This is a genomic window from Deltaproteobacteria bacterium, from assembly GCA_015233135.1.
GTDB lineage: Bacteria > UBA10199 > UBA10199 > JADFYH01 > JADFYH01 > JADFYH01.
Window position 1 is genome coordinate 49,409 of the sequence record JADFYH010000016.1, and the last position, 12,419, is coordinate 61,827.

Consider the following 12,419-nt stretch of genomic DNA (forward strand, 5'->3'; position numbering starts at 1 on the left):
TATTAGGTTCTGGGTTCTAGTGAGTGGAAGTTTCCGGGGGGGGGGGGGGCGGGGCGCGTGGGGGGGTGGGGTGGGGGGGGGTGTGGGGGGGGGGGGTGGGGGGGGGGGGGGGGGGGGGGGGGGGGGGGGGGGGGTGGGGGGGGGGGGGGGGTGGGGGGGGGGGGGGGGGGGGGAGGGGGGGGGGGGGGGGGGGGGGGGGGGGGGGGGGGGGGGGGGGGGGGGGGGGGGGGGGGGGGGGGGGGGGGGGGGGGGGGTGGGGGGGGGGGGGGGGGGGGGCAGGCAGTATGATTTTGAAAGTAGCCCCCTCTCCTTCCCGACTCTCCAATTCAATTTTTCCTTTGTGTTCATCAATGATTTTTGTGACGATCGACAAGCCCAGGCCCGTGCCCTCTCCCTGCTTGCGTGTGGTAAAAAAGGGCTGGAAGATTTTTTCCTGCAGGTTCCTGGGAACACCCAAACCGTTATCGCGGACTTCCAACACAACCCCCCCCCCTTCTCCAGAGGGGCCTTTCGCCGTACGGGTGACAACTTCGATTTTTTTGCCTTCCTTGTTTATTTTTTCCAACTCCAGCTGGGCATTACCGATCAGATTCAAAACCACCTGTTCCAGACGGACCGCATCACAGCGGATCTTGGACAAGCCCGGCTCCAGCGTCTTGACCAGCGTGATCTGACGATCTTCCAACTGCGTCCCCACAAACTTCAGGGCCCCCTCGACTAAATTGTTCAGGCAGTACAGTTCATGGGGTGAGTCCTCGGAAGTTTCTCGGGCAAACATGCGCATATGACGGACGATCTCTGCCGCCTTGACGATCTGTTTGACCACCTCGGTAAAATCTTCCTGGACATTCTCCAACTTGTAGCGGTTCTTGCTGATCTCCCTCAGGGAGGATTCACAAATGATGCGCATGACATTGAGAGGTTGATTGATCTCGTGGCAGATGCCGGCAGAAAATTCGCCCAGGGTCGTAAGCTTGGCTGCCTTCACCAGCTGACTAAGCTGCTGCTGATACTGCTGCTGGACTTCATCCTCAATTTTCTTCCTGTCCACGATGTCGCGGGCCACACAAACAATTCCATGAACCTCACCGCTGTCATCCAGCAGGGTCGAGCTCGAAAAAAGAACCGGCAATTGCTGACCACTTTTTGTCAGCAGGATTTGTTCCGAACGATCGGTAATGCCCTCTCTAACAACCAGGCTGTCCATTTTTTTTCCGGTGAGCTCTTCAGGGAAATAGCCCAGCAATCGTGTCACGGCCGGATTACATTTTTGAACCGTGCCATCCGGTCGCAAAACAAAGAGCATATCCATCGTCGATCCAAAGATGTGGTCGAGTTCCCGTTTGAGATCCTCGACCTCCACTTCAGCTGGCTGGGGTTCAATGGCATTTCTCACGTTGTGTCCTTGTCTGATGATACTCAACAGAAAAGTGTACAGTAATTTTTTCTCTCTGGGAATATAAAAAGAGTTATTGTTGTCTTCATTTATTTTTGTTTCAATATCTGATGGTTTCTGCCGTTATTGATTGTTTGAGGGTGGACTATGAACGATACTCAATCGCCCATGACAAGAACGAATCTAAAAGAAATTAGCCTGTTCGAACGGGATTTGTACGGCAAAGCCCCACCAGCGGAAGCTTCGCTTAGCCTGATGAAGATTGCTCTCTCGGGCGAGTGCTACGCAGTAGATGCGCTGCTCGTTCGGGACATCGTGGTTCCCACTTCGATAACGCCGCTGCCTTTTGTCCCGAAACACATCGTCGGCGTTATGAACCTTCGAGGGGCTGTTCTTTCGATCTGTGACTTGAGGTCTTTCCTGGGAATACCGACAAATTCGGCGAACCCTGCAAGCACCCGCATTGTCGTTGTTGAAAGCGGCGGTGTCGCCACAGGGATCCGTGCCGATTCGGCCCGGGAACTCATCACGATTGCGGCCTCGACCCTCAGGGAATCCAACAAAAAAACCGAGCGCAACGAAAACAGCCTAGTCTCGAGCATCATCGAATGGAAAGGCAAGGCCTTGGGCATCCTGGATGTCCCAAAGATCCTCGCGAGGACTCGGCTGACCACTCCAACTTTGGTAAACCAGGGGCCAATTTCAATCATGGAGAGCACATGAAAAACATAGGAATCTTGACACGACTGATCACAGGAATTTCTTTTGTAACTATCGTCTTTCTGGCATTTTCTTTGATTACATTTTTTAATCTCAGAAAAATGTACGACCTGGCCGAGGCGGTCCAGAATGATCACTATCCAACGGTTGTTGCCGTCAGTAATTTTGGAAAGATCCTCCAACAATTCAGACGCCACCAACTCCGTTACGTTACAGAGACCAGCGACAGCGAAATGAAGAAGTATGCCACTAATCAGGCGGATGAGCTGGCTCTCATTACCAAGGACATTGAAGCCCTGCGCGCGCTTCCGTTTGATCCAGAGGAGAAAAGTTTATTTTCTGATCTGGAGAAAAAATGGAAAGACTATCTGAAAAACAACGAAGAGCAGGTGATGAAACCCGCCCGGGAAAACAAGAGAGACGAGGCCAACCAGGGTCTCGCGGCGTCACATGGTCTGTTTCAAGAGATCTTTGATCTCAGCGAAAAGCTGGAGGCCGTCAACAGTCAACAAATTACAGAGGGAGAACAGGTCATCCAACAAAAGTTTAAAGAACAAATTCGAAACTCTTTAATCGGTTTAAGTCTTGTTCTATTTCTTGCTGTCAGTCTTATCTATTGGTTGACCCTTTCGATAAAAGCAATTGCCAATCAAGCCGCCACCGCAGCCGCAGGAGACCTAAGCAAACGAATCCCCTCCAAAGACAGCCTCTCCAAGGCCATCAATAAAATGATGGACAACCTTAGTGCCACCCTCAAGACCGGTCAGGAGGCCACCCACCATCTTGCCAGCGCGACCCTGCAGCTGAAGACCTCAATTGCAGAGGAATCGACCGCAGCAGCGCAGCAGAACGCGGCGTCAGCAGAGGTTCTGAGCACCTCGAAAGAATTGGCAAGCTCTGCCCAGCAAATTGCCAAAAACGCACAGGGCGTTGCCAAAACCGCCGATCAGGCAAAGATGAACATGGAAGAAATACAGACCCATATCACCTCGATGATCCAGAAGATTTTGAAACTGGGTGAACGGAGTCAGGCCATCGGTACCGTGGTGAAGATCATCGACGACCTGGCCGAACGCACCAACCTCCTAGCACTCAATGCCGCCATTGAGGCCGCCCGGGCAGGTGAAGCCGGCAAAGGCTTTGCTGTGGTTGCTGGGGAAGTGAACAAACTCGCAGAAAGATCCACCGAGGCGACGGGGGACATCCGCGAGCTGATTAAAGAGATTCAGGGAGAAACAAACTCCGCCGTCGTGGGAGTTGAAGACACCACCAAGCGCGTGAGTGCTGGCCTTGAGGCCGCAAAGGAAGCCGCACGCCTGACCGGCGAGATTTCGATTGCCATTGGGCAACAAAGGAGCGGCATCGAGCAAATTGTGATTGCCATCAAGGGAATCGATCAGGTCACCAAACAGTTCGTAGACTCCACCCAGCAAACCTCGGCAACGGTCGCTCAGCTGGATGGACAGGCAAACAAACTCAATCAGTTAATCAGTAATTTTAAAGTTTAAGGAGAAAAATATGTTTCCAAAACTCACACGCGTTTTGATAGTGGATGACAGCACCGTCGCCCGGCACATCGTAAGAGACTTGTTCGATCAACTCGGCTTCACAAATCTCTCCGAAGCCCCCGATGGTGCAAAGGCCTACGACCTGCTGTGCACCCGGTTAAAAGAGGGGCAGCCTATCGAACTGGTCATCTCGGACTGGAATATGCCGATTCTCGATGGCATTGGGCTGCTCAAGAAAATCCGCTCCAGCGCAGACTTCAAACCCTTGCCGCTCTTGATGCTCACCTCCAACGATGAAACTCATCTGATGATGGAAGCCATCGAAGCCAAGGTGGATCACTATCTGGTAAAACCTCCCACGCTGGAATCGCTTCGAAAAAAGCTGGAAATCATCTGGAAAAAATATCATCCGTCAGAGACTCCCTCTTAAGGATTATTGAATGGCCCTCGACAAAAAAAAACTGAATATCCAGTTCTGCGAGGAGGCCAAGATCTGGGTGGATTCTCTTGAACAAGGAGTTCTGCTGCTCGAAAAAAATCCTGATCAGCCCGCCCAGGCAGAGATCCTCAGTGCTTTAATGGGTGCCGCCCACACCTTGAAGGGCACCTCCCAGATGCTGGGTTTTCAAAAAATTCAGCACCTCACTCACCGGATGGAGGATGTGCTTTCATCACTCAAGGCAAGCACACTCACCTTTTCGCGAGAAATCGCGGATGCCCTTTTTGCAGCCTTGGATGGGATCAAACGCTCCATGGAGGGGATCCGAAACGGAGACGCTGAGGCCGAGCTGGATACAACGGGACTAGACAAGCTTCTTGGAAATGAGACGCAAGCCCCTAGGGCACCTGCTTCCTTGAGCAATGCCGCTCCAAATGTGCAAGCCCCTGCAAAGGATGATTTCGTGCGTGTTCCCATGAGCCGGGTGAATACCCTGCTAAATCTTATGGGAGAGCTGGTCATTTCAAAAGTGAAGTCTTCCCAGAAGCTCAGTAAATTAAAGGGATTATCCAAAAAAGCAAAGGCCCTGGGGAAGCTCCTGGAAAATTCGTCCCCTCAGGCCCTATTGCATTGGTCAGCTTTTTGTAACGAATTTGAAGGCTTCTCGGACGAGTTTCAAGCCGAGACTTATCATCTGGATCCCGTCATCGGGGCCTTACAGCAAAGGATGAAAGAGCTGAGGATGTTTCCGTGTTCGACGATTTTCTCGTCCTTTGAACGACTCGTTCGCGACATGTCCCATGAACAAGGCAAACTCATTCACTTCAAAATTGAGGGCCAGAGCACCGAGTTGGATAAAAAGGTGCTAGACGCCATCAAGGGGCCACTGGTGCATTTGTTGAGAAACGCTGTGGACCACGGCATTGAATCCGGCGACGAACGCAAAAAACTGGGTAAATTGGAAACCGCCACCCTCACTCTTTCCGCTTTTCAGGAGGGCGACCGGGTCGTGATTCAGGTGATGGACGATGGCCGCGGGATTGATCCGGAAGAAATTGCCAACATCGCTGTGAAGAGAAATGTGGTCAGCTCCGAACAATTGAAAAACAGGACCTCCCAAGAAATTCTCAATCTCATTTTTTTGAAAGGATTTTCAACCGCAACAAATCTGACCGAGTATTCAGGACGGGGAGTCGGAATGGACATTGTCCTCTCGGAAGTGGAACGCCTGAAAGGAAAAATAAAACTGACGAGCCAGAAGGGGCAGGGAACAACCCTTCGAATGGAGTTGCCACTCACGATTGCCATCACGCAGATCCTTTCGGTGCAGGCGGGGAACCGACGCTATGCGCTTCGAATTTCGGACGTGGAGGAAATCTGCCGGGTAACGCAAGATGATTTTGCTGCCCTTGAAAACCGCCTAACTCTGCAACGCTTTGGTCGCACAATTTTTGTAACACATCTAGCGGACGTCCTGGGGATCCCCAGGAAACCGGCCCCAGATCCTCAGGCGATGATCGATGTGGTCATTGTGCATTCCCTAGATACCCTGTTTGGCTTTATCGTCGAACGCTTACTGGGCGAAGACGAGGTATTCATCAAGGGATTAGGCACGCACCTCGGAAGTATCAAAGGCATCAGCGGTGTCACCATTCTGGCCAACGGAGAGGTGATCCCCATTCTGGATGGCAGTGACTTGATGCGGATAGCCCAGGGCGGCGGGTTTCAAAATGCGATGGAGAGTCTGGCAGAGCCCCACTGTAACAAAGCTGCACAGACAGCGAAAAGGATTTTGGTGGTGGAGGACTCCCTCTCCATACGCGAGTTGCAGAAGAATGTCCTGGAGAGCAATCACTTTGTCGTTGAAACCGCCAGGGATGGACTGGACGCACTCGAAAAACTGGCCCAGGCCGAGTTTGATATCGTCGTGTCGGATGTTCAGATGCCGAGAATGGATGGCTTTACCCTCTGCAAAAATATCAAGGCCGATGCAAAACTCAAAAAATTGCCGGTAATCTTCTTAACCACGGTTTCAAACGAAGAGGATAAACGCAGGGGCATCGAAGCAGGCGGGCAGGCCTATCTTTTGAAGAGTCAGTTTGACCAGGCCAACCTGATCACATTGATTGAACGTCTGACTTAACTGGAGAAACCAATGGAGGTCATTCGCATCCTCGTTGTCGAAGATTCACCCCTCGTCGCAACCATCCTGAAGGGCCTGCTGGGCAGCGACCCGGATCTTCTCGTGGTTGGAGTTGCCCGAGACGGCGAAGAAGCGCTGCGTTTAATTCCGCGCGTGAAGCCCGATCTCATCACGATGGATCTTTATATGCCGGGCATGAATGGGGTGGAGGCCACGCGACGCATTATGATCGAATATCCGACTCCAATTCTTATTCTGGCATCGGCGTTGACCGGAGAAAAAAAAGTAGAGGCCTTCCAAGCCATGGCCTATGGGGCGCTCGATCTCATCGGCAAAGATTTGTACAACGGAGATGAAATCGATGAAACCACCCGCAAAACCTTGATTGACAAGATCAAGCATCTCGCACGCGTAACCGTTTCCAGGCGATCCCCCACCCTCATCCCAAAGACATCCCCACTCTCCCGTAAGCCGCTCCGCAGTGCGGAGGGGACGACGCAAATCCCGAGGAGGGACACCTCGGAAAAACTGATCGGGATTGTCTCCTCCACAGGTGGCCCGGCAATACTTGCGGCACTTTTTTCGAAGTTGCCGGCCGATTTTCCAGCCCCCATCGCAGTGGTTCAGCACGTGATGCCCGATTTCTGCGCAGGACTCGTCGCCTGGCTGAACGAGCAAACTCCACTGTCCGTCAAATTGGCTACAGACAACGATCTGCTTCGTGCGGGCAATATTTATCTGGCCCCGCCCGACATCCACATGGGGCTGAACTCCTTCCATCGAGTTCAATTGCGACAGGGCCCCCCACTTGAGTTTGTAAAGCCGTCGGGCACCTTGCTGTTGAATTCAATTGCGGAAAATTACCGCTCTCTGGGCATGGGCATCGTACTGACGGGTCTAGGGGTGGATGGAGCTTTGGGGCTCAAAGCCATGCGGGATGCAGGAGGCTACACGATTGCACAGGATGAAGCCTCGAGTGTCGCTTGCTGGATGCCGCGAGAAGCGGTACGCCTGGGGGCAGCCTCTTGCGTTGTGCCCGCGGACGAAATCGCCGATAAAATGATTGGATGGGTGAAACAAAAATGAAACGACCCTACATCACATTCACACTGGCAGACGAAGAGTTCGGCATCCCCGTAGACGATACCAGGGAAGTGGCTGAATTGTCAGCCATTCATCGATTACCCGAGCTTCCGGATTTTCTCCATGGGGTGATGCAACTCCGTGGTCACAGTGTCCTCGTCATGGACCTGCGCAAACGCTTTGGCCTTGCGACCCACACAAGACCGCACACGGCGCGGGTGCTCATTATCAAAGTTCAAGAAATGGTGCTGGGCCTCGTGGTAGATCGGGTGAATGGGGTCCTCGAGATCGATTTCTGTAATGTTGATACGACCGAGAAATTGGGGGCCGGACATTTCAGCGCGGGAACGGTCACGGGAATTTTTCAAATGGAGGAGCGGATGATTTTCCTTCTCAGCCCGGCCAAACTTCTTAACCCCGAAGAACAGGGCCGACTCACCCAAATGACACCGATGGCAGGGCCCATGGCAGGATAAGCGCATGTCACCTCTCTCAGACGATCCCCATTTCGGGCAAATCCGCAATCTTCTCAGCCACTACTGCGGCCTTCAGTTTTGCGACAGTTCCTCCGATTTTCTGGCGCGTGGGGTGCTGCAAAGAATGCAACACTATCGATACCTGCATTACGCCGAGTATTTGAATCACCTGATGTTTCATGCTCGTCGAGAAGACGAACTCGCCGCCTTGCTAGATCTGGTCACGATCGGCGAGACCTATTTCTTTCGTTATGCCCCCCAACTTGAGATCTTCGCAAAACGGATACTTCCCAAACTGGGCATCGACAAGACGCTCGCGGCCGGGCGTCCAAGCCTCAGAATCTGGTGTGCAGCCTGTTCAAGCGGAGAAGAACCCTATACCCTGGCCATTCTGATTCGTGAAAACCTGCCGTCTCTTCACGAATGGGATCTTTCGATTTTGGCCACGGATGTAAATCGCATCAGTCTCGACGCAGCCCGAAAGGCGGTGTATGGGCAAAGGGCCGTCACAACGGCGTGTCCTCCTGCTTATATCCATCGTTATTTTACACAACACGACAACCTGTACGAGGTGAACGACAACATCAAAAAGATGGTCACCTTTCGCAGGCACAATCTCGTGAATGATCCCTACACCGATGCCGAAATGACGAATCTAGATTTGATTTTCTGTCGCAACACCTTCATTTATTTCAGTCCGGAGCTTATCAAAACCATTCTGGAAAAATTCCACGATTGCCTGACGGAAGACGGCTTCTTTTGTCCAGGGGCCTCAGACTCGTTCCCCATCATTTCGGACAGGTTTTCCGCTCTCGAGTTTGACGAAGGCTTTCTCTACAAAAAACAGTCTGCAACCACAGCCCCCTTGCGGATTGAGACACCACCCCTCCCAAAACCACCGGTCGTCGCCAAGCCTGCATTCAACGGTGATCAAATACTCTTGCAAGCCATCCAGACTGCGAATAGCGGGGACTACGAAAAAGCTCGAGAACAGCTCACCTCGCTTGTGGCGGCGGATAATCTTTGTCTGATGGCTTATTACTGGCTCGGTCTGATTGCCGAGAAACAAGGGTTCTACGAGGAAGCCATACGCCACTACCAAAGGGGCCTGTATATCGATTCGAATGTCATCGTCCTCCATTTCCGCCTGAGCCAAGTATTTGCGAGCACAGGCAGGAAACAGGAAGCCCAGCGAGCCGGCACCACTTGCCTCGATCTTCTCAAACCCCTGAAGCCCCAGGACGAAGCACCCTCAGCCGATGGAATGAACGTCGAAACCTTGCGCCAAGCCATTCACAGACATTTGAAGTCTATCTTGTAAACTTCCCTCCTCAGCCCCGCACGCGTTTTAGTTCTGCGAGCTCGGCCTCCAGTGACTCCCTGGACTGCACAGCGAACTCATATTCCTTTTTCAGTTTGTCTATCTGACGAACGACCACACTCTTGATCGACTCCATCTCCTGTTCGAGCGCATCGGCCCGGCTCTTGGCAAAACTCAACTCTTCTTCCTTGGCCGCTGTGTCGCGGTTTGCCTGTGACAACTGTTCTGCCAGCTCTCGCTCTTTTTTCCGACTCTCCTCCTTCATGCTCTCGATTTCATCCAGGGCGGCCTTTTTCTTATTCGCAAGTTCGAGGTTAAGCTTCTGCTCGATATCACGTCGCACCTCTTCCACACTGTTTTTTACTCCCTTAATCTGCTCCGCCACCTCTTTCTGCACCTCATTGAACTGTGCCTGCAAAACCGCTTTATCCTTTTCGATCTGTTCGCCCATCTTCCTGAGTTCCTCTTCCTTTTGTGCCTGCACATTGGCACTTTCCTTCTTGATCTGTTCGAGGGTTTGCTTGCGCTCTTCTTCAAGCGCCGCCTTTTGATCGACCCTTTCTTTCTCGATCTGTTGGATAGTTTTTTGGCGTTCCTCTTCAATTCGTAGTTGTAAATCGGCCCTTTCCTTTTCATCTTGCTGGTGCCGGGCCTCGAATTCCTTCTGCATCAAATCTAGGGTGTCCTTGTTTTTCTGCTGCTGAGCACCGAGTTCTCTCTCGGCTTCCACACGCTTCGCTGAAAGTTCTTGCTCCAAGCGTATTTCCGTTTCCTTTTTCTTGCACAACGCTTCAATCTCCTGGAGTTCCTTCTGCTTTTGTTCGTCGAGTTCTTTCCGCATCAAAGCCAGGTCTTCGTCGTTTTTCTGTCGTTCAACCTTGATCTGATTCTCGGTTTCAGCACGCATCTCGGCAATCTCTTTTTCTGCTTTTTGATGCAGAGCCTCGATTTCCTGGAGCTTCTTCTGCTTTTGATCGTTGAATTCCTTCTGCATCAAATCGAGGGCTTCCTTGTTTTTCTGTCGCTGGAAATTGAGCTGATTTTCACTTTTGGTACGCTTCTCCAAAATCTCTTTCTCTACCTCTGCAAGCATCTTGCTCCTCTCAAGCGAGACCGATGTCCGCAGCTGGCTCATCTCGGTTCTCAACTGCTCAAGCTCCTGTTTCCTTTTTGCCTCTTGCGCCTTAAAACTGGAATTTTCTTCCTGAAATCTCTCGTGTTCATATTTCAGTCGTTTCATCTCCGAGGCCATCTCCTTCACCTGATCTACAATGAATGCCTTCTTCTCGGCGAAGATTTCCCTCTGAGCAAAGTTTTTGTCATAGCGTTGCACCCCCTCAATAATTTCCTTTTTGAGAGCCTCGTCGTCAAAAGGCTTCATGAAGTACTTGACGATATGCCCTTCGTTGATGGCCTTCACGGCCACATCTGTCTCCGCATATCCGGTCAGGAGAAAGATGGGAAGGTCGGCATTCTTCTCGTGAATCTTCGCGGCCAGTTCGATCCCGGTCACTTTAGGCATCCGTTGGTCGGTGACCACCACGCAGATATCTGGATGCGCCTCCATCTCCTTCAACGCCGCCTCAGCGCCATCAGCCGTGTAAACATTAAAATGACGCTTGTAGGTATCCTGCGCCAAACTTCTCAGATCTTCTTCATCATCTACAAACAAGACCGAGTCCTTGTCGTTGGGGCGAACTCTATCTTCTCTCTTGAGATCCCCTGAAAGGTGTAGCGTTGCCTCCCGTGAAGACTCCATGACGATCTTCACTTCCTCGAACTCCCTGCACTTCACTTCCAGGGCTTCAATCACTTTCTCCATCTCCTCAATTTGACGCCTCGACCTGAGAGCCTCTTCTTGCGCCGCCTCGAATTGACGCTTTGCCCTGAGGGCCTCTTCGTGTGCTTCCCTCATTTTGACGATGCTCTCGTTCTCTAGCTGCTTTGTCTTTTCCAGTTGGGCCAGAGATTGCGCCTTCAGTTGCTCGGCCTCCTTCACCCGACCGAGAATATTTTTCATCTTGTCATAGGCTCCGCCCACATCCCCTGCCCCTTCGCTGCTCGCCTTCATCGCCTTGACGGCGTGATAATCTGCCACTTTGCTGTCAATGAGTCGTTTGAGTTCCTGGTAATTCAGCGGTTTTCTAAGATAATGATGGGCCTCTGCCTGATTGATGGCATCGAAAATCTCGTCCATCTTGCCAAAATCTTCCGAGGTTACAATACGGATGACGTTCTTGTCGGTCTCCCGAAATAGATTCAAGAGCTTTGCAAAGGACATGTCCGGAATGTTCGCATCCAGCACAACCACGTTCGGCGCGAATTTCCTGAACTTGGCCAGGGCGTCTTTGGCAGAAAAACAAGACTCCAGGCTATAGGTGGTGGACAATTCCCCCTCGAACTCCTGGAGAAAGTTTTTGTTATTATCGATTAGCAGTACTTTGGTATTAGCCGTCATGACGTATGCCCTCCCTGGAAGCTGTCATAAAAGTTTAAAACTAAGAAAATATTGTACAGTTCAAAATTGTACTTAACAAATAAAAAAACCGTAACTATCAAAGACAATGACTGAGTTCATTTACCTTATCCAAGCCTCAAGCTCACCGCCATGCTTGTCCCTTTTTTAAGTTCACTTTTGATTTCGGTTTTTGCCTGATGAGATTCCAGAATGCCGTACACAATCGACATCCCCAGGCCCGTCCCTTTGCCGACGGGCTTGGTCGTAAAGAAGGGTTCGAAAACTTTTTTCTTCACCTCTTCAGTCATCCCGATTCCGTTGTCGGTTATTTCAACCACAATCCTCTCCCCTTCGAGTTGGGTACTGAGCGAGAGTTGCATGTGGTAGTTCGTCTCGTTGTTGGCCTTGCTCTCTGTCTCCCTCTCTTCGAGGGCATCGCGGGCATTGGAGATCATGTTGATCCAAACCTGCTCCAGTTGGTAAGGTTCCCCTTGGATTTTGGGTAAGGTAGAAGCGAGAGACTGGGTCACTTCAATTCCCCGAAGTTTGAGCTGCTCTGCCAGAAGCATGAGGGCAGAGGACACTGTTTCGTTCACATCAACTTCCGTGAATTTGAGGGCCTCCTGTCGCGCAAAGGCACGCACATGGCGGATAATCTTAGTGCAACGGGTGACAGAATTTTCGATATCCTTGAGTGCACTGGCAAGTTCTTCATCGGTCAGACGATTTTTTTCCTTGAGCTTTTTGATCGTCGTCACAGCCAGAGAAATCCCCGCCATCGGCTGATTCATTTCGTGAGCCATGCCGGTAGACATCTCGCCCAATGTTGCCAACTTGGCGGTTTGAAAAAGCTGCGTCTGAGATTCAGCCAGTTC

Annotated in this window: 10 protein-coding genes; 7 read left to right on the top strand and 3 right to left on the bottom strand. The window is 51.6% G+C overall.

The window, feature by feature from the left end:
- Nucleotides 1-16 precede the first annotated feature (16 nt).
- Entirely contained in the window at nucleotides 17-1,396 is a 1,380-nt protein-coding gene (locus tag HQM15_07040; protein MBF0492519.1) for a PAS domain S-box protein, read from the bottom strand.
- A gap of 147 nt (nucleotides 1,397-1,543) precedes the next feature.
- On the opposite strand from HQM15_07040, the gene HQM15_07045 reads away from it, so the two are divergent.
- Genes HQM15_07045 through HQM15_07075 form a run of 7 tightly spaced genes read left to right on the top strand, consistent with a single transcriptional unit; the run spans nucleotide 1,544 to nucleotide 9,086 of the window.
- The gene (locus HQM15_07045) at nucleotides 1,544-2,119 is read left to right on the top strand and encodes a purine-binding chemotaxis protein CheW (protein MBF0492520.1); all 576 of its coding nucleotides are present in this window, start codon (nucleotides 1,544-1,546) and stop codon (nucleotides 2,117-2,119) included.
- Nucleotides 2,116-3,624 (top strand): methyl-accepting chemotaxis protein, encoded by a 1,509-nt coding sequence (locus HQM15_07050; GenBank protein MBF0492521.1) that lies wholly within the window; start codon nucleotides 2,116-2,118, stop codon nucleotides 3,622-3,624. Before HQM15_07045 ends, HQM15_07050 begins: the two co-directional genes overlap by 4 nt.
- A gap of 10 nt (nucleotides 3,625-3,634) precedes the next feature.
- Nucleotides 3,635-4,054 carry a response regulator gene (locus HQM15_07055; protein MBF0492522.1) on the top strand — a complete coding sequence of 140 codons (420 nt, stop codon included), beginning with the start codon at nucleotides 3,635-3,637 and terminating at the stop codon, nucleotides 4,052-4,054.
- Nucleotides 4,055-4,064: 10 nt separating this feature from the next.
- A complete protein-coding gene (locus HQM15_07060) occupies nucleotides 4,065-6,206 on the top strand; it encodes a hybrid sensor histidine kinase/response regulator (GenBank protein ID MBF0492523.1) in 2,142 nt (713 codons plus the stop codon).
- Nucleotides 6,207-6,218: 12 nt separating this feature from the next.
- Nucleotides 6,219-7,292, top strand: a complete 1,074-nt coding sequence (gene cheB, locus HQM15_07065; protein ID MBF0492524.1) for a chemotaxis-specific protein-glutamate methyltransferase CheB — start codon at nucleotides 6,219-6,221, stop codon at nucleotides 7,290-7,292.
- Nucleotides 7,289-7,765 (top strand): purine-binding chemotaxis protein CheW, encoded by a 477-nt coding sequence (locus HQM15_07070; protein MBF0492525.1) that lies wholly within the window; start codon nucleotides 7,289-7,291, stop codon nucleotides 7,763-7,765. The genes cheB and HQM15_07070 overlap by 4 nt, the downstream gene beginning before the upstream one ends.
- Before the next feature lie 4 nt (nucleotides 7,766-7,769).
- Nucleotides 7,770-9,086, top strand: a complete 1,317-nt coding sequence (locus HQM15_07075) for a tetratricopeptide repeat protein (protein MBF0492526.1) — start codon at nucleotides 7,770-7,772, stop codon at nucleotides 9,084-9,086.
- Between the two features lie 10 nt (nucleotides 9,087-9,096).
- Here the strand turns inward: HQM15_07075 and HQM15_07080 are convergent, their stop codons facing one another.
- Both HQM15_07080 and HQM15_07085 read right to left on the bottom strand, forming a co-directional pair.
- Entirely contained in the window at nucleotides 9,097-11,544 is a 2,448-nt protein-coding gene (locus HQM15_07080; GenBank protein ID MBF0492527.1) for a response regulator, read from the bottom strand.
- Between the two features lie 125 nt (nucleotides 11,545-11,669).
- On the bottom strand, nucleotides 11,670-12,419 hold a 750-nt coding region (locus HQM15_07085), incomplete at its 5' end, for a hybrid sensor histidine kinase/response regulator (protein ID MBF0492528.1).